At 74.0% G+C, this 16745-nt stretch carries 15 protein-coding genes; 7 read left to right on the top strand and 8 right to left on the bottom strand.

The window, feature by feature from the left end; genetic code table 11:
* Nucleotides 1–66: 66 nt before the first annotated feature.
* From ABD330_RS23860 to ABD330_RS23850, 3 genes are all read left to right on the top strand, one after another.
* A complete protein-coding gene (locus tag ABD330_RS23860; RefSeq protein WP_344468009.1) occupies nt 67–1329 on the top strand; it encodes a MurT ligase domain-containing protein in 1263 nt (420 codons plus the stop codon).
* A gap of 218 nt (nt 1330–1547) precedes the next feature.
* Complete coding sequence (locus ABD330_RS23855) at nt 1548–2276, top strand: type 1 glutamine amidotransferase (protein ID WP_344468041.1); 729 nt, start codon at nt 1548–1550, stop codon at nt 2274–2276.
* A 301-nt stretch (nt 2277–2577) separates the two neighbouring features.
* Nucleotides 2578–3603 (top strand): 6-phosphofructokinase, encoded by a 1026-nt coding sequence (locus ABD330_RS23850; RefSeq protein WP_344468008.1) that lies wholly within the window; start codon nt 2578–2580, stop codon nt 3601–3603.
* A 79-nt stretch (nt 3604–3682) separates the two neighbouring features.
* On the opposite strand, the gene melC2 is transcribed toward ABD330_RS23850, so the two are convergent.
* Nucleotides 3683–4510, bottom strand: a complete 828-nt coding sequence (gene melC2 / locus ABD330_RS23845) for a tyrosinase MelC2 (RefSeq protein WP_344468007.1) — start codon at nt 4508–4510, stop codon at nt 3683–3685.
* Between the two features lie 71 nt (nt 4511–4581).
* The gene (gene melC1 / locus ABD330_RS23840; RefSeq protein ID WP_344468006.1) at nt 4582–4974 is read right to left on the bottom strand and encodes an apotyrosinase chaperone MelC1; all 393 of its coding nucleotides are present in this window, start codon (nt 4972–4974) and stop codon (nt 4582–4584) included.
* Between the two features lie 532 nt (nt 4975–5506).
* On the opposite strand from melC1, the gene ABD330_RS23835 reads away from it, so the two are divergent.
* Genes ABD330_RS23835 through ABD330_RS23825 form a run of 3 tightly spaced genes read left to right on the top strand, consistent with a single transcriptional unit; the run spans nt 5507 to nt 8675 of the window.
* Nucleotides 5507–6631 carry a DegT/DnrJ/EryC1/StrS family aminotransferase gene (locus ABD330_RS23835; protein WP_344468005.1) on the top strand — a complete coding sequence of 375 codons (1125 nt, stop codon included), beginning with the start codon at nt 5507–5509 and terminating at the stop codon, nt 6629–6631.
* A gap of 9 nt (nt 6632–6640) precedes the next feature.
* Nucleotides 6641–7588 (top strand): NAD-dependent epimerase/dehydratase family protein, encoded by a 948-nt coding sequence (locus ABD330_RS23830; protein WP_344468004.1) that lies wholly within the window; start codon nt 6641–6643, stop codon nt 7586–7588.
* Nucleotides 7589–7592: 4 nt separating this feature from the next.
* Nucleotides 7593–8675 (top strand): glycosyltransferase family protein, encoded by a 1083-nt coding sequence (locus ABD330_RS23825; RefSeq protein WP_344468003.1) that lies wholly within the window; start codon nt 7593–7595, stop codon nt 8673–8675.
* 136 nt (nt 8676–8811) lie between these two features.
* Here the strand turns inward: ABD330_RS23825 and ABD330_RS23820 are convergent, their stop codons facing one another.
* From ABD330_RS23820 to ABD330_RS23800, 5 genes are all read right to left on the bottom strand, one after another.
* A complete protein-coding gene (locus tag ABD330_RS23820; protein WP_344468002.1) occupies nt 8812–9537 on the bottom strand; it encodes a polysaccharide deacetylase family protein in 726 nt (241 codons plus the stop codon).
* Entirely contained in the window at nt 9537–10304 is a 768-nt protein-coding gene (locus tag ABD330_RS23815) for an SDR family NAD(P)-dependent oxidoreductase (RefSeq protein WP_344468001.1), read from the bottom strand. Before ABD330_RS23815 ends, ABD330_RS23820 begins: the two co-directional genes overlap by 1 nt.
* The gene (locus tag ABD330_RS23810) at nt 10301–11305 is read right to left on the bottom strand and encodes a DMT family protein (protein ID WP_344468000.1); all 1005 of its coding nucleotides are present in this window, start codon (nt 11303–11305) and stop codon (nt 10301–10303) included. The genes ABD330_RS23815 and ABD330_RS23810 overlap by 4 nt, the downstream gene beginning before the upstream one ends.
* Before the next feature lie 132 nt (nt 11306–11437).
* Nucleotides 11438–12745, bottom strand: coding sequence for a protein kinase domain-containing protein (locus ABD330_RS23805; protein WP_344467999.1), 1308 nt, complete (start codon nt 12743–12745; stop codon nt 11438–11440).
* A gap of 117 nt (nt 12746–12862) precedes the next feature.
* Nucleotides 12863–14062 (bottom strand): cytochrome P450 family protein, encoded by a 1200-nt coding sequence (locus tag ABD330_RS23800; RefSeq protein ID WP_344467998.1) that lies wholly within the window; start codon nt 14060–14062, stop codon nt 12863–12865.
* 305 nt (nt 14063–14367) lie between these two features.
* Here ABD330_RS23800 and ABD330_RS23795 point away from each other — a divergent pair, with 305 nt between their 5' ends.
* On the top strand, nt 14368–15333 hold the full coding sequence (locus ABD330_RS23795; protein WP_344468040.1) for a cytochrome c oxidase assembly protein: 966 nt from the start codon (nt 14368–14370) through the stop codon (nt 15331–15333).
* A 64-nt stretch (nt 15334–15397) separates the two neighbouring features.
* Here the strand turns inward: ABD330_RS23795 and ABD330_RS23790 are convergent, their stop codons facing one another.
* Nucleotides 15398–16720: a DUF2254 domain-containing protein gene (locus tag ABD330_RS23790; RefSeq protein ID WP_344467997.1), complete on the bottom strand. Its 1323-nt coding sequence runs from the start codon at nt 16718–16720 to the stop codon at nt 15398–15400.
* Nucleotides 16721–16745 lie beyond the last annotated feature (25 nt).

Raw genomic sequence — 16745 nt, 5'->3', positions numbered from 1 at the left:
TCCCCGCCCCCGAGGAGTTCTCGCGAACCCCCCGGAGGGCGCCGCAGCAAGGAGGAACCACTGAGCATGCCAGGCACCGATTCGGAAGCCGCGGCCGTACGCGACGCCTCGCTGCCCGCCCGCGCCAAGCTCGCCGTGACGGCCGGCCGGGTGGCCGCCGCCCTCTCGCAGAAGGCCGGCCGCGGCAGCGGCTCGGTGATCGGCGGCAAGGTCGCGCTCAAGCTGGACCCCGACCTGCTCGCGACCCTCGCCGAACACCTCGACGTGGTCCTGGTCAGCGCGACCAACGGCAAGACCACCACCACCCGGCTGATCGCCGAGGCGCTGCGCGCCGCCGGCCCGGTCGTCTCCAACGCGCTGGGCGCCAACATGCCGGCCGGCATCACCGCCGCGCTGGCGGGCGGCTCGGACGCCAAGTTCGGCGTGATCGAGGTCGACGAGAAGTACCTGGCCGGGGTCGCCCGCGACACCAACCCCAAGGCCATAGCGCTGCTGAACCTCTCGCGCGACCAGCTGGACCGCGCCGCCGAGACGCGGATGATGGCCGAGAAGTGGCGCGAGGGCCTCAAGGACACCGAGGCCGTGATCATCGCCAACGCGGACGACCCGCTGGTGACCTGGGCCGCCTCCTCCTGCCGGAAGGTGGTCTGGGTGGCCGCCGGCCAGGCGTGGAAGGAGGACGCCTGGTCCTGCCCGTCCTGCGGCGGTGTGATGCAGCGCCCCGGCGACGACTGGTTCTGCCAGGACTGCGGCTTCCGCCGTCCGCAGCCGCACTGGGCGCTCCAGGGCACCCACGTGATCGACCCGCAGCGCGGCGCCTGGCCGATCTCGCTCCAGCTGCCGGGCCGCGCCAACCTGGCCAACGCCACCAGCTCGGCCGCCGTGGCCGCCGTCTTCGGGGTCGCCCCGCAGGTCGCCCTGGAGCGGATGCAGTCGGTCACCGCGGTGGCCGGCCGCTACGACGTGGTCTCGTACCTGGGCCGGGACGTCCGCCTGCTGCTGGCCAAGAACCCGGCCGGCTGGCTGGAGACCTTCTCGCTGATCGACGGCCCGCCCGCGCCGGTCGTCCTGTCGGTGAACGCGCTGGACGCGGACGGCACCGACACCTCCTGGCTCTGGGACGTCGACTACGAGCGGCTGGCCAGTCACCCGGTCTTCGTGATGGGCCAGCGCAAGCTGGACCTCGCGGTGCGGCTGGAGGTCGCCGGCCTGCAGTTCCAGGTGGTGGACACGCTGGAGCAGGCCGTGCAGATGGCCCCGCCCGGACGGATCGAGGCGATCGCCAACTACACCGCGTTCCAGCAGCTGCGAAAGGCGGTGGCCAACTGATGTCGTTCCCTCCCCAGTCTCCCCAGCCCCACGGTGACCAGCCCTTCGGCGCGCAGCCGCACGGCGGCCGTCCCTTCGACGGGCAGCCGCACGGCGGGCAGCCGTTCGCCGCGCAGCCCCAGCACGGCCGTCCCGAGGGCGGGCCGCACTTCGACCACTCCCAGCAGTACGCCCCGCCGCAGCAGCAGCCGCAGCAGTCGTACGGAAGGGCCTCGCGGATGAGCGACAGCAACCTGCGGCTGGTCTGGGTCTACCCGGACCTGCTGAGCACCTACGGCGACCGCGGCAACGCGCTGGTCGTCGAGCGCCGGGCCCGCCAGCGCGGTCTCGGGGTGACGCGGATCGACGTGCGCTCCGACCAGGCGGTCCCCACCAGCGGTGACATCTACCTGATCGGCGGTGGCGAGGACCGTCCGCAGCGGCTGGCGGCCGAGCGGCTGCGGGCCGACACCGGGCTGGTCCGGGCCGCCGAGAACGGTGCGATCATCTTCTCGGTCTGCGCCGGTTACCAGATCCTCGGCCACGAGTTCGTCAACGACCTGGGCGAGCGCGAGCCGGGCCTCGGCCTGCTCGACGTCTGGTCGACCCGGGGCGAGGGCGGCCGGTGCGTCGGCGACGTGCTCGCCGAGGTCGACCCCCGGCTGAACCTGCCGCAGCTGACCGGTTTCGAGAACCACCAGGGCGTCACGCACCTGGGCCAGGGCGTGGCTCCGCTGGCCACCGTCCAGACCGGCCGGGGCAACGGCACCGGCGACGGCACCGAGGGCGCCTGGCGGGACACCGTCTTCGGCACCTACCTGCACGGCCCGGTGATGGCCCGCAACCCCGCCGTCGCGGACATGCTGATCAAGCTGGCCCTGGACGTGAACGCCCTGCCGCCGGCCGACACCACCTGGTACGACGCGCTGCGCAACGAGCGGATCACCGCCACCCGCCAGCCCGCCTGACCCACGGCCGACCCACGCGCGGGTGCCGGGTGACCGCATGGCGGTCACCCGGTACCCCGGGGCCACTCTTCGTACGACAATACGGAAGCTGGACGCACACCCTCCTCGGTGTCCAGCCGCAGTTCCGCGCGGGTGCGCCGACGACGTCGCTCCCTCGTTGGCGCCTGCCCGGCCGGACGCAGGGGCCGTATGCTGCTCTATGGCCCGATTCGACGACTTATGTCTGATACGAGCCGTCCTTTAGGGGCAAGCACCAAGGTGGAAGTCCGGCCGTCCGGTACTGCTCGGGAGTTGCAAAGCAATGCGTATTGGTGTGCTGACCAGCGGCGGTGACTGCCCCGGCCTGAACGCCGTGATCCGGTCCGTGGTCCACCGGGGGGTGGTCGACCACGGCGACGAGATCATCGGGTTCCAGGACGGCTGGCGCGGTCTGCTCGAAGGCGTCCATCGTCCCCTCACCATCGAGTCGGTGAGCGGCATCCTGGCCCAGGGCGGCACCATCCTGGGCTCGTCCCGGGTCCAGCCGAGCCATCTGCGGGACGGCGTCGAGCGCGCCAAGAAGTACTGCGCGGACCTCGGCATCGACGCGGTGATCCCGATCGGCGGCGAGGGCACCCTGAAGGCCGCGAAGCTGATGAGCGACGCGGGCCTGCCGGTGGTCGGCGTGCCGAAGACCATCGACAACGACATCGCCTGCACCGACGTCACCTTCGGCTTCGACACCGCCGTCTCGGTGGCCACCGAGGCGCTGGACCGGCTGAAGACCACCGCCGAGTCGCACCAGCGGGTGATGGTGGTCGAGCTGATGGGCCGCCACACCGGCTGGATCGCGCTGCACGCGGGGATGGCCGCCGGCGCGCACGCGATCGTGGTGCCCGAACGCCCGTTCCACATCGACCGGCTGACCGAGGTCGTCCGCGAGCGCTTCGACCGGAACAAGAAGTTCGCCATCGTGGTCTGCGCCGAGGGCGCCAAGCCCGAGCCCGGCACCATGCACTGGGAGGAGGGCGTCAAGGACATCTACGGCCACGAGCGCTTCACCGGTGTCGCCAACCAACTCTCCCGCGAGCTGGAGCACCGCCTGGGCAAGGAGGCCAAGCCGGTCATCCTCGGCCACACCCAGCGCGGCGGCACCCCGACCGCGTACGACCGCGTGCTCGCCACCCGCTTCGGCTGGCACGCCGTCGAGGCCGTCCACAAGGGCGCCTTCGGGCACATCACCGCACTGCAGGGCACCCAGATCAACCTGGTGCCGCTGGCCGAGGCGGTGGCCGACCTGAAGACCGTCCCCGCCGAGCGCTACATCGAGGCCGAGACCGTCATCTGAGGCCGACCTCCATGTGCCGGTCGGCCTGAGCCGCGCCGCCTGCCCCGGTCTCCCCCACGGAGACCGGGGCAGGCCGCTGTCAGAAGCCGGTGTCGTAGGTGTAGTGGCCGGTGTGGTCGAGCATGTCGGCCGGGGTGGTGTCGTTCCAGGGCTTCATGGCGTCGCCCAGCGCGACCACGTTGTCGGTGCTGTCGGCCGGCAGGTAGCCCTGGCCGGGGTGGCGGCTCTGCCACTCGGCCCACAGCTTGTCGACGAAGCAGTGGTGCAGCCAGAACACCGGGTCGTTGGGCGACATGCCGGTCAGCATCAGGCCCCCGACCCAGACGTGCACCCGGTTGTGCAGGTTGACGCCCCGCCAGCCCTCCAGGTTGTTCCGGAAGCCCTCGGAGGAGCCGTTCCACGGCGCCGCGTCGTAGTCGGGGAGCGCGAGCACCGAGTTCACCTCCGCCCGGGTGGGCAGCTCGGCCACGCCTCGGCCCATCGCCCGGCGCAGGAAGGTCCGGTTGTCGGGGCTGACCTTCAGCGGCCACTTGCCGCCGCTGAAGGCGAAGGCACCCGTGGTCACCTGGCCGTCGCTGCGGCGGCCGTCGCCGCCCAGGAAGTCGCTGCCCCACAGGGAGGCGGTCGGCGTGCGGTCGGCCGTCCAGTCCCAGTACGGCAGCGTCACGTCCGGGTTCACGCCTTGCAGCGCCTGCTCGAACTGGAGCAGGAACCTGCGGTGCCACGGCAGGAAGGACGGCGCGTGGTGGGCCGTCCGCGGACCGTCGTCCGAGTCGCTCTTGATGAAGGAGTCGTGGGTGCTGACGAAGTCGTCGTACCCCCCGGCACGCTTGAGCTCCAGTACGGCGTTGACGAAGTCGCGCTTCTCCTTGGCCGTCAGGGTCGCCTGATTCTTGCGGACTGCCATGTGTCCCCCTCGTGGGATGAGCTGCTTTTCGGTGGCCGGTCGCACCGGCCGGGTTAGACGGGTCGGACGGGTCAGACGAGCGTGGCGCCCTGGAGCTCGTTGACGGCGGCGCGGGCCAGCCCGCGCGGCGTGGTGAAGGTCTGGTAGTGGTTGACGACGCTGATCCACGTCCCGTCGGAGTTGCGCATCATGTGCAGCGGCCGGCCGTCTATCAGCACGGCGTAGCCCCCGCCGTGGTGGTGGCCCGCGGCGGCGCCGTCCGTCACGGGCCGCCCCTGGATCCGGCGGCCCTGGTAGACCTCGTCGAACTCGTCCGACCCGGCGAGGCCGGCGGCCGCGGCGGGCCGGTCGGTGGGCCCGGTCAGGCCGATCAGCGCCGTCCCGGCGGCGGCGGTGAGCGCGACGGCCGCGCCCTGGAGCATGCGGCGGCGCGTGAGGTCGGATCCTCGGCTGGATTCGGACATGGCTTTACCCCCCTTTGGCGCCCCGCCGGTGGCGGGGCGCGCGAACAGATGTGTCTGAGGATTCGACGGACCGTCAGAACCACGCGGGAGAAGCCGCGTTGGCCACTATGCCGCTGGCATATTTCATGATCGGCTCGTCCGGATCCATGTTTGCAGAGCCGGTGCACTGGTCGTAACAGCCGAATGGCGGGGGTCCACGAGTTGGCCACATTTCCGGACAGTTCCGCCGGAGGAGCCGATCGATCGTCACCGAAGGAACTCCTCCACCCGTCGGCGGATCGGGGATCTCGCAGGAGATTTGCGCCCCTGGCACCCGAAATGCAGGAAATCGTTCGGACAGAGAGCGATTTCAGTGGCCGCCCTCACATCGCGGGGATGGCGCGATGTCGGCCCCGCCGACCGTCCGACACCGGGAGCGGCACTGTCCCTTTTGGCCGCATATCCAATGCTTCGTCGGCTTTCCCGGGTAACGTGACATGCGCCCCGGATGCCCTGGGCCCTGACCGATCCCGCCGAGTGTCGGAGGTGGCGCGTGGATGTTCCCGCCGCGCGAGTCGTGTACCCGGAGGACGACCGGTCGGCGGTCGCCGACGCGGTCACGGAAATTCTGGCCACCGGTGCGATGACCCTCGGGCCACGCACCGAGCGCTTCGAGGCCGCCTTCGCGGACGCGCACGAAGTGCCGTACGCCGTCGCGGTCACCAGCGGCACGGCGGCCCTGGAGATCGCCCTGCGGATCACGGAGGTGGCCGGGCGGGACGTCGTGGTGCCCGCCAACACCTTCTACGCCACCGCGGCGGCCGTGCTGCACGCGGGCGGCCGGCCGGTCTTCGCCGACGTCGCGGCCGACACCTTCGCGCTGAGCGCGGCCACCCTGGAGGCGGCCCTCACCCCCGCCACCGCCGCCGTCCTGCTGGTCCACATCGGCGGGCTGATCACCCCGGAGGTGGACGCGATCCGGCGGCTCTGCGACGACCGCGGCATCCAGCTGATCGAGGACGCGGCGCACGCCCACGGCTGCAGCTACGACGGCCGGTTCGCCGGGTCCTTCGGCGCCGCCGGGGCGTTCTCGTTCTACGCCACCAAGGTCACCACCTGCGGCGAGGGCGGCATGCTGGTCACCGCCTCCGACCGGCTGCGCGACGAGGCCCGGATCTACCGGGACCAGGGCAAGGGCTCCTTCCTCACCAACCACCACGTCCGCCAGGGCTACTCCTGGCGGCTGAGCGAGGTGCACGCGGCGATCGGCGAGGTGCACCTGCGCCGCCTCAAGGAGTTCATCGAGACCCGCCGCGAGGTGGCCGACCGCTACCACGTCGCACTGGCCGGGCTGCCCGGCCTGCAGCCGCTGGCCGAGCCCCCCGGCTGCCGGAGCAACTACTACAAGTACATGGTGCTGCTGCCGGAAGGAGTGGACCGCGCGCTCTTCAAGAGCGAAATGCGCGAGCGGTTCGGCGTCCGGCTCCCCGGCGAGGTCTACGACCTGCCGCTGCACCACCAACCGGTGCTGGCCGCGTACGCGGACGGTCCGCTGCCGGTCGCCGAGGACGTCTGCGCCCGCCACGTCTGCCTGCCCGTCCACTCGGACATGCGGGACGACGAGGTCGACCAGGTGCTCTCCGCGCTCTCCGCCGTCCACGCCGATCTGATCAACTGAGGGGACGCCATGAGAGCCGTGGTCACCGGCGGGTGCGGATTCATCGGGTCCCACGTGGTGGACCGGCTGCTGGGTGCGGGTCACGAGGTGCTGGTGATCGACAGCGCACCGGCCGGCGGCCCGGCCGTCCGGACCAACCCCTCCGCCGAGTACGTCCGCACCGACATCCTCGACCTGGCGGGCCTGACCGCCGCGCTGGCCGGCAGCGACGTGGTCTTCCACCTCGCCGCCACCGCCAACGTGGACCAGGTCGCCACCGACCCCGTGCAGGCCACCCGGATGAACGTCGACGGCACGGTCAGCGTGCTGGAGGCCGCCCGCCGGGCCGGCTCCGCCCGCGTGGTGCTGGCCAGCACCGTCTGGGTCTACGGCGCCGCGTACGACCCGCCCGGCGCGGACGACGTGGAGCTGACCGAGGACACCCCGATCGACCTCGGCCGCACCGGCCACCTCTACGTGGCGGGCAAACTCGCCGCCGAGCTGGCGGTGCACAGCTACCACGACCTGTACGGCCAGCACTTCACCATCCTGCGGTACGGCATCCCGTACGGACCGAGGATGCGGGACGAGCTGGTGATCGCCCGGTTCGTCCAGGCCGCCCTGGCCGGCCGCCCGATCACCATCGCCGGGGACGGCGGCCAGACCCGCAACTGGGTCTACGTGGAAGACCTCGCCGAAGCCCACGTCCGGGCGCTCTCCCCGGCCGCGCAGGACCAGACCTTCGCCCTGGAGGGCGGCACGGCGGTGTCGATCCGGGAGGTCGCCGACACCGTGAGCGGGCTGCTCGGCCCGGTCACCATCGAACACGTCCCGGCCCGCGCGGCCGACTACGCGGGCCGGGCGATCTCCAACGCGAAGGCCAAACGGCTGCTGGGCTGGTCACCCAAGACCCCGTTCTCCGACGGGGTCGGCCGCTACATCGACTGGTACCGGTCCACCGAAGCCGGCCGCGGCTGACGACATGCCGCACGCGCTGCTGCTCACCGGCTCCCTCGGCCAGGGCCACGACGTGATGGCCCGGGCCTGCGCCGACACCCTGCACGACCTGGGCTGGACCACCGCGACGGTCGACGCGATGGCCCTGCTCGGATCGGCGGGCGCCGCCGCCGGGGAGGCGGTCTTCCGCCGGATGCTCGCGCTGCCCGGCCTGTACGACGCCTTCCACTTCGCCGCGCTGCGGCCCGGGACGCGGCTCGCGCTGCTCGCCGAGGCCGCCGCCCGCAGGCGGCTCGTCCCGGAGGTGGGCCGGCTGCTGGACGACCGCCCGGCCGAGCTGGTCGTGTCCGTCTTCCCCACCGCCGCGTCCGCCGTGAACCGGCTGCGGCGGCGGTGGCCGGGGATGGTCCACGCGGTCTTCTGCACCGACGTCACACCGCACCGGCTGTGGGTGCAGGACGCCACCGACCTCTTCCTGGTCACCTCCGAGGTCGCGGCCTGTGCGGTGCGGCGCTACCGCCCGCGGGCCCGGATCGCCGTCGTCCCCGCCCCCCTGCGGGCCGGCTTCTACACCCCGCCCACCCGGGCCGAGGCGCGCACCGAGCTGGGCATCCCGGCGGACGCCCGCTGCGTGCTGCTGATGTCGGGCGCCTGGGGTCTCGGCCCAGTCGCCGGGACGGCCCGCGCGCTGGCCGCCGCCGGGACACACGTACTCGCGGTCGCGGGCCGTAACCGGGCGTTGGAGTCCCGGCTCCGGACGGCGGCGCGGCGGGACCCCAGACTCCACCCCATCGGCTACACCGAACGCGTCCCGACGCTGATGGCCGCCGCCGACCTGGTGGTCACCAGCTCCGGCGACACCTGCAGCGAGGCCCGCGCCCTGGGCCGCCCGCTGCTGCTGCTCGACGTGGTCCAGGGCCACGGCCGGGACAACCTCCAGCACGAACTGGAACTCGGCCGGGCCGCCGTCACCTCCGCCCACCCGGCCGACGTGGTCCGCAGCGCCCTCGCCCTCCTGGACGGCACACCGCCCCCGCCCGACCTGACCCCGTCCCGGGGGCCCTGGGCCTCAGCGTTCGGCGCTGCGCTCGCAGAACTCCTCCCGTAGGGGCTCGGCAGTGCTCACGCCCCTGGGGGTGCCTGGTGCACTTTTGCGGTGAGTGCGGCGCCGTCGCTCCCGGATTCGCGCAGTTCTCCCCCATCCTTCGGCCGGGAGGTACCCCCACGCGCCCCTGACGAGCGGGTCAGGGGGTCAGGCCGTGGTCGCGTAGGGGGCCGAGCTGGAGGTTTGCGGCGTGGCAGTGGGCTGCCAGCAGGGGGAGGGCGCCGAGGGCGGAGGTCCAGGCGCCGGGGGCGGAGGTGCAGTCGGAGTCGTGCAGCAGGAGGGTGGCGCCGCCGCGCAGGTGGGGGCGCAGGGTCGCGTGGACCGAGGCCGGGGTGGCGTGGGCCGTCCAGTCCCGGCCCCAGCCCGTCCAGAGGACCGTCCGCAGTCGCGACCGCCGGGCGGCCCGCAGCAGCCCGCTGGTGAGGACCCCGTACGGGGGGCGGTACCAGAGCGGGCGGACGCCGCAGAGGTCGGTGACCGCCTCGGTGGCGCGCCGCAGCTCGGCCAGGTCGCGGGCCGGGTCCGGCCACCACGGCGGCCGGTGGTCCCAGCCGTGCACCGCGACCTCGTGGCCGCGCCCGACCAGTTCGCGCCCGAGCTCCGGGGCGCGTTCGAGCATGCTGCCGAGCAGGAAGAAGGTGGCCCGGACCTCCAGGGCGTCCAGGGTGTCCAGGAAGCGCGGGGTGCTGCGCGGATCGGGCCCGTCGTCGAAGGTCAGCGCCACGTGGGTACGGGTGCCGTACCCGGCCAGCCCCCGGCAGAGCGTGCGGCGGACCGGCGGGAGCCGGGCGGCGGCGGGGGCCAGGTGCAGCAGCTGCACCGCCGTGGCGGCGCCCGCCCCGGCGAGCAGCAGGCGGGCGGCCATCAGTCGAACCGGCCGGCCATCCGCCGGAACAGCGCGGGGACGGTGCCGTGCACCCGTTCGGGCAGTCGCAACCAGCCGGGCACCGTCGCCTCCTCCCGGCGTCCGGTCAGCAGGGCGTGCACGGTGTCGGCGATCCGCTCGGGTGACACCGGGCGGGGCCGGTCGCGGTGGTAGGGGGTGCCGCGCCGGCTGAAGAACGCGGTGTCGACCACCCCCGGTATCACCAGCCGGACCCGGACCCCGGTGCCGTGCAGCTCGTAGCGCAGGCTCTCCGCGAACATGCCCAGCGCCGCCTTGGTCGCCGCGTACACGGCCTCCTCGCGGACGCCGACCCGGCCGGCGATCGAGCCGGTCAGGACGAGGCACCCGCTGCCGCGCTCCACCATCGCGGGCAGCAGCAGGCGGGCCAGCCGCAGCGGCGCCGTCAGGTTGAGCGTGACCATGTGGTCGAGCAGGTCGAGCGGCATCCCGGTGAACGGCCCGCGCCAGCCGATGCCCGCGTTGGCGATCAGCGCGTCGACCCGGCCGGACAGCGCGAGCGCCTGGCGGGCCAGCTCCGTCGGGCCGCCGGGCTCGGCCAGGTCGCCGGGCAGCGCCGTGCCGCCGGTCTTCCTGGCCACCGCGTCGAGCCGGGCGGGGTCGGTGCCGGAGAGCAGCGGGTACCAGCCCGCCCGGGCCAGCCGGACGGCCGTCGCGGCGCCGATGCCGGAGGACGCGCCGGTCACCAGCGCGACCGGCCGCCCGGCGCCCGCCGGGGCGGTGTTCATCCTGCCGTCCAGGGCGCCGCGGGCTCGCCTGGGGCTGCGGGGTCCGTCGTCATGCGCTCCACCTCATCCGGGCTCGGGCCCCCCGGACGGGCCGGGCCGGGAGGGCCGTCGTCCGCAGGTAGCCCCACCGTCGCACGGTGGCCGCCCGGTCGCACGGCGGGTCCGCCCGGCGGCGGGGGCGGTTCGATCTCGCCGAACCGGGCGAGCACGAAGGCGCCGCCGACCGCGACCGCGAAGCCCAGCACCGCCAGCCAGCCGGCCCCCGCCCGGGCCCGGTCGCCGAGCAGCAGCACCCCGACCAGCCCAGGTGCCAGGGTCTCGCCGACGACCATGGCAGCGGTCGCGGCGGTCACCGAGCCGCGTTGCAGGGCCAGCGCGTAGCAGAGGTACCCGCCCAGGCCGCCGACCACCAGCGCGTAGGTGGCGATGTCGGTGAGCAGCGCCGCCGGGGAGGAGTGGTCGAGCACCCGGACCGCCAGGCTGACCACGCCGAAGCCGGTGCCCGCGAGCAGTCCGAGCGCGGCCGCCACCGCGTTCCCGCGCCGGTGCGCGAGCGGGAGGGTGAGCAGCAGGACGGCTCCCCCGGTGGCCAGCAGTCCGAGGTGGAACCCGGCACCGCCGGACCGGTGTCCCTCCGGCCCGGCGCTGAGCGCCAGCATGGCCAGCCCCGCGACGACGGTGACGATGCCCCGGACGTCGCGCCGCCCGAGCCGGCCGCCGAGCAGCCAGCCGGCCGCCGCCGCGGTCACCGCCAGGCTGGCGCTGGTGACGGCCTGCACCAGGAAGAGCGGCAGTCTGAGCAGTGCGACCACGACCAGGCCGAACCCGGCGATGTCGAGACCCGTCCCGAGCAGGAACTGCGGGGAGCGGGCGACGCCGCCGAGCAGGCGCAGCCCGGGCCGGTTCTGTTCGGGCAGTTCGCGGGCGCCACGGGCCTGCAGTACGGACGCGAAGCCGTAGCAGAGGGTGGCGAGCAGGGCGGTGACGAGTCCGAGAAGCATGCTTCCCCTGGGCGGTCGGGGCGGCGGTTCACCGCCGCCTGGTCCGGTCCCAGTCTTCACCCGGCCCGGGGGCCGCGCAGCGCGGGTGGTCGCGGCCACGCCGGGGCGGCCCGTCCGGGCCGCCCGTGCGGCTCAGCGCACCGCCGCCGGATCGGCCGGGATCCGCAGCGCGACGGCGCCGCCCCGGGTGACGCCGGCGCCCGGGACCGGCTGCTGCCCGCAGACCGCCCGCCCGGCGGCGACCGGCACGGCGCAGTCGCCGGTGGCGATCCGTCCGACGTGCAGGCCGGCTCCCTGCAGGGTGCGGCGGGCCTCGGCGAGGGTCTTGCCCCGCAGGTCGGGTGCGGGGACGGTGGCCGCGGCGCCGCCGCGGGCGGACGCGATCGCCACACCGCCGCCGGCCAGCACCGCGCACCCGAGCAGGACAAGCGCCACCCGGGGCATCCGGCGCCGCCGCGCGGGGGTGGGCGACGGAGCGGGCGACGGGGCGGGCACGGCGGCGGCGAGCGTGGGAGCGGCGCTGACGGCGCGCGCGGCGGCGGTGGGCGTGGCAGCGGTGGGCGCGGCGGCGGTACCGGGGGCGGGCACCGCCTGCCGGAGTTCGCGCAGGGCCCGGCCGACGGCAGCGCGCATCGAGGCCGCGTCGGCGAAGCGCCGGTCCGGTTCCTTGGCCAGGGCGGTGAGGACCAGGGCGTCCACGGCCGCGGGCAGCCCGGGTACGTACCGCGAGGGCGGCGCGGGGGCCTCCTCCAGGTGCAGCCAGACCGTGGCCAGCGGGGTTTCGGCCCTGAACGGCGGTCTGCTGGTGAGGAGTTCGTACAGCAGGCAGCCGGTGGAGTACAGGTCGGACCGGGCGTCGACCTGCCTGCCGCGGGCCTGCTCCGGGGAGAGGTACTCGGCGGTGCCCAGGACCATGCCGGTGCCGGTCAGCGTGACTCCCGCGGCCGGGTCGAGCGGGCGGGCGATGCCGAAGTCCATCACCTTGACCACGCCCCGGTCGGTGACCATGACGTTCGCCGGTTTGATGTCGCGGTGCACGGTGCCGCTGCGGTGCGCGTGCGCCAGCGCGTCCAGGATCTCGGCGCAGATCAGCAGCGCGCCCTCCGGTCCGGGGGCGCGGCCGTCCCGGACCAGCTCGGCGAGCGTCTCGCCGCGCAGGTGCTCCATCACGATGTACGGGAGGTCCGCGCCCGGCCCGGCGCCCTCGCCGCTGTCGAAGACCGCGACGATGCCGGGGTGGTTCAGCGCGGCGGCCGATCTCGCCTCCCGGCCGAAGCGTTCCCGGTAGGCCGGGTCGGCCGCCAGCTCGGGCCGCAGCACCTTCACCGCGACGACCCGGTCCAGGCGCAGGTCCCGCGCCCGGTGGACCTCCGCCATGCCGCCGTGCCCGAGCAGCCCGTCCACCAGGTACCGGCCGCCGACGGCCTGCGCGTGCTCCATGCCTTCCCGTCCTCTCCGCTCCCCACCCCCTCGGCGGCGGCGAGACCCGCGCGCACGGTAGCGGCCGACCTTGTGGAATCCCTGTGACTCCGCATACGGACGGCAGACGGGACGGGTTCAGTACCGGACGGGAAGGGCCAGCAGGCCGCGTGCCCGCAGCGAGGGCCGGTGGCGCAGCTCGTCCCGGGGGACGTCCAGGGCGAGCGCGGGGAAGCGGCGCAGCAGGGTGGCGAGGGCGATCTCGGTCTCCAGGCGCGCCAGCGGCGCGCCGAGGCAGTAGTGGATGCCGTGGCCGAGCGCGAGGTGGCCGCTCTCGGTGCGGGAGAGGTCGAGGCGGTCGGGCTCGGTGAACTGCTGGGGGTCGCGGTTGGCCGAGCCGAGCACCAGCAGCACGGTCTCGCCCGCCGGGACGGTGACGCCGCCGATCGCCAGGTCCTCGACCGGGAAGCGGCGGATCGCCAGCGGCGCCGGGCCGTCGTAGCGGGCGAACTCCTCGATCGCGGAGCCGATCAGCGCGGGCTCGGCGCGCAGCGCGACCAGCTGCTCCGGGTGGTCGAGGAGTGCGAGCACGGCGTTGCCGATGAGGTGGACGGTGTTCTCGTACGCGGCGAACAGGATCAGGAAGGCGAGCGAGGTGAGCTCGTCCTCGGTCAGCCGGTCCTCCTGGTCGCGGACGGCGACCAGGGCGGAGAGCAGGTCGTCGGCGGGCTCGGCGCGCTTGCGGGCGATCAGCTGGGCGAAGAACCCGACGATCGCGGCCACCGCGGCCTTCGCGGCCTCGGGCCGGGCCCGGTCGGGGGTGACCAGTTCGTCCGTCCAGGCGCGGAAGTCGCGCCGGTCCTCGGGCGGGACGCCGAGCAGGTCGCAGATCACGGTGATCGGCAGCGGCGCGGCGTAGTCGGCGATCAGGTCCGCGCGCCCGAGCGGGGCGACGGCGTCGAGCAGCTGGTCGGCGATCCGCTGGACGGGCTCGCGCAGCCGCTCGACCCGGCGTGGGGTGAACGCCTGCGAGACCAGGCGGCGGATCCGGGTGTGGTCCGGCGGGTCCATGTTGAGCAGGTTGGCGTCCAGCGCGGCGGGCAGCGCGAAGCCGCGGTAGTTGCCGGGCAGGGAGTGGCTCTTGTCCAGCGAGAGCCGGGGGTCGGCGAGCGCCTGCCGGACGTCGGCGTACCGGCTGACCAGCCAGACCGGCAGCCCGTCCGGGCCGGTGATCCGGTGCGCGGGGCCGTCCTGGCGCAGCAGCGCGTAGCTGCCGTACGGGTCGCCCAGGAGCTCGGCCGGGGGGACGGGTGACGTCCGGTCAGGTGTGGTCTGCATGATCACCAACCTTAGACCGACCGCCTGTGCCGGACCCGGCCGGCCGGGCTCCCCGGGGGGGCCGTGCCGGCGACGATCGCGCAGAAGACGCAGTCCATCCGGCCCGTTGAAGCCGAAACCGGCGGCCCGGCGGAGCCGACGCGCGGCGGGGCGCGGCCGGCTTCGGCGGGGTCGGCTGCGTCGGCGGGATAAGCGGCGCCTACCCTGAGAGCCGAAGCAAAACGGACGAACCGGACCGCGCGGCCCGGCACGTGCGGACGGACGACGGAAAGCGGGACGCGCCGATGGGCGACGGCATGGCAGGGATGCACCACCACGGGGGTATGGGCGCGCTCGAACCGTTCTCCGCCTCCGCCGCGCTCACCTGGTCCCCGGACTGGCCGTTCCTGGTCGGCTGCCTGGTCGCGCTCGCGCTGTACGGCACCGGCGTGGTCCGGCTGTGGCGGCGCGGCGACCGCTGGCCGATCGGCCGGGTGGTCGCCTGGCTGGCCGGGGTGGGCAGCATCGTCGCGGTGACCTGCAGCGGCCTGAACGACTACGGCATGGTCCTGTTCAGCGCGCACATGATGCAGCACATGGTGCTCTCGATGCTCTCCCCCATCCTGCTGCTGCTCGGCGCGCCGATCACGCTGGCGCTGCGCGCGCTGCGCCCGGCGGGCAAGGGCCGGGGGCGGGGGCCGCGCGAGCTGCTGGTGGCGCTGCTGCACAGCCGGTTCGTCAAGGTGGTCTCGCACGCGGCCTTCACCATCCCGCTGTTCATCGCGAGCCTGTACGGGCTGTACTTCACGCCGCTCTTCGACTTCCTGATGCAGTACCGGATCGGGCACATCGCGATGATGCTGCACTTCCTGGCCGCCGGGATGCTGTTCTTCTGGCCGATCATGGGTGTCGACCCCGGTCCGAACCGGCCGGGCTTCGTGATGCGGATCCTGGAGCTGTTCATGGGCATGCCGTTCCACGCCTTCTTCGGCGTGGCGGTCATGATGGCCACCGGGCAGCTGGTCACCACGTTCAACACCGCTGCGGCCCCGGCCGGCACCAGCCTGATCGACGACCAGAAGATGGCCGGCGGCATCACCTGGGCCTTCGGCGAGATCCCGACGGCCGTCGTGCTGATCGCGCTGACCCTGCAGTGGGCGAAGTCGGAGGAGCGGCAGGCCCGCCGCCAGGACCGGGCCGCCGACCGCGACGGCGACGCCGAGCTGAACGCCTACAACGCCTACCTCGCCTCGCTGGAGCAACGCGGCCGCCGGATCGCCGACGCCGGCTGAGCAGCCGCACCAAGAACGCCCGACTCCCCGCTTCCCGGGGGGCGGGCGTTTTCCGTGCGGCTGCTCAGCCGATGCCCTGGCGGTCCGGGGTGAGGGCGAAGGCCCGGTTCTCCGGGTCCGGTACGTGCTCCGCGACCGCGCGGGCCAGCAGCTCCCGCTGGAGCAGCAGGGCCGGGCGGCGGTCCTCCTCGGTGAGCCGCAGCAGGTCGTCCAGCGCCGCCGTGAGCCGCCGGGTGACCTGGGGCTGGCCCGCGCCGCAGATCCGGATCTCGGTGAAGGCGAGGTCGACGACGCGCTGCCAGTCAGGCACCGGCTGGACCAGCCGGACGACGCCGTCCCGGTCCCGGCAGACCAGTTCGCCGAAGGGGTACCGCACCAGCATCGCCAGCAGCTGGTGGATCCGGTCGAGGGCCTGGACGGCCGTGGTCGGGTCGTTGACCGCCGGGGAGAGCGCCCGGATCGCGATGTCGACCAGCTGGCGGAAGCCGAAGCTGAGGTCCTGGTGCATGGTGCGGTCCACCCCGATGTTCAGGGCCGAGGCGATCCGGCGCGGCCGGGGCGGGCTGCCGCCGGCCACCCGTACCGTCGGGGTGCCCGGGGTGACGAAGTCGCCGATCCTCGGGACCAGGTGCAGCACGGTGCCGTGGCGGCGCGCCACCCGGACCAGCCGCGCGACGTCGATGTCCCGCAGGACGCCGGAGCGCCCCTCGTGCAGCAGGGTCACCGCCTCCCCGGGGCCGGCCGGCGGCGCGCCGGCCTCGGGGGCCATCCAGCGGTAGTGGGCGATGACGGCCAGGGACTCGCCGGTGACCCGGTCGATCACGTGCGGCACCCGCAGCAGGCGCAGCGTCGCCTGCACGTACAGCACGAACAGCCCGAGGCTGAGCAGGACGAGCAGGAGGGCCACCAGGGTCGAGGCCACCGGGACGGAGGTGACCTGGGCGGGGTCGGTGGTGTCCTCGTAGCTCAACTGGACCAGCAGGGTGAACAGGAAGGTGGCCAGGCAGGCCGAGAAGGTGGCCTTCGTGAGGCGGCTGCGGACGTACAGGCGCAGCACCCGGGGGCTGAACTGGCTGGCCGCCATCTGCAGGGACACCAGCGAGATGGAGAAGACCACACCGATGAAGGTGAGCATCGCCGAGCTGACGGTCGAGACCACGCTCTTGGCCGCCCCGGCGAAGGAGATCAGGCCGGCCGCGTTCCCCTCCACCCGGAAAGCCTCGTTGACCAGTTCGGTGTCCAGCCAGCTGGTCGCGACCGCCAGTGCCATCGCGCCCAGGCAGGCGAGCAGCGGCGCGAACCAGAACGCCTCCCGCAGGTGCTCCCGCAGCGGGGAGAGCGGGCGGTGTCGCGGACGGCGCGCCGCGACGGGCTGACGGTCGGTCATCCGGCGAGTCTAGGAGCGAGTGCGG

The sequence above is a fragment of the Kitasatospora kazusensis genome, assembly GCF_039529945.1.
In the GTDB taxonomy this organism is placed as follows: domain Bacteria; phylum Actinomycetota; class Actinomycetes; order Streptomycetales; family Streptomycetaceae; genus Kitasatospora; species Kitasatospora kazusensis.
This window is presented reverse-complemented; position numbering and strand designations above follow the sequence as displayed.

Excerpts from the sequence above, each read along its gene's own strand:
- ABD330_RS23850 (WP_344468008.1), top strand. The coding sequence starts at position 2,578 with ATGCGTATTGGTGTGCTGACCAGCGGCGGTGACTGCCCCGGCCTGAAC.
- ABD330_RS23815 (WP_344468001.1), bottom strand. The coding sequence starts at position 10,304 with ATGAACACCGCCCCGGCGGGCGCCGGGCGGCCGGTCGCGCTGGTGACC.
- ABD330_RS23820 (WP_344468002.1), bottom strand. The coding sequence starts at position 9,537 with ATGGCCGCCCGCCTGCTGCTCGCCGGGGCGGGCGCCGCCACGGCGGTG.
- ABD330_RS23790 (WP_344467997.1), bottom strand. The coding sequence starts at position 16,720 with ATGACCGACCGTCAGCCCGTCGCGGCGCGCCGTCCGCGACACCGCCCG.
- melC2 (WP_344468007.1), bottom strand. The coding sequence starts at position 4,510 with ATGGCAGTCCGCAAGAATCAGGCGACCCTGACGGCCAAGGAGAAGCGC.
- ABD330_RS23830 (WP_344468004.1), top strand. The coding sequence starts at position 6,641 with ATGAGAGCCGTGGTCACCGGCGGGTGCGGATTCATCGGGTCCCACGTG.
- ABD330_RS23860 (WP_344468009.1), top strand. The coding sequence starts at position 67 with ATGCCAGGCACCGATTCGGAAGCCGCGGCCGTACGCGACGCCTCGCTG.
- melC1 (WP_344468006.1), bottom strand. The coding sequence starts at position 4,974 with ATGTCCGAATCCAGCCGAGGATCCGACCTCACGCGCCGCCGCATGCTC.
- ABD330_RS23855 (WP_344468041.1), top strand. The coding sequence starts at position 1,548 with ATGAGCGACAGCAACCTGCGGCTGGTCTGGGTCTACCCGGACCTGCTG.
- ABD330_RS23825 (WP_344468003.1), top strand. The coding sequence starts at position 7,593 with ATGCCGCACGCGCTGCTGCTCACCGGCTCCCTCGGCCAGGGCCACGAC.
- ABD330_RS23810 (WP_344468000.1), bottom strand. The coding sequence starts at position 11,305 with ATGCTTCTCGGACTCGTCACCGCCCTGCTCGCCACCCTCTGCTACGGC.
- ABD330_RS23800 (WP_344467998.1), bottom strand. The coding sequence starts at position 14,062 with ATGCAGACCACACCTGACCGGACGTCACCCGTCCCCCCGGCCGAGCTC.
- ABD330_RS23795 (WP_344468040.1), top strand. The coding sequence starts at position 14,368 with ATGCACCACCACGGGGGTATGGGCGCGCTCGAACCGTTCTCCGCCTCC.
- ABD330_RS23805 (WP_344467999.1), bottom strand. The coding sequence starts at position 12,745 with ATGGAGCACGCGCAGGCCGTCGGCGGCCGGTACCTGGTGGACGGGCTG.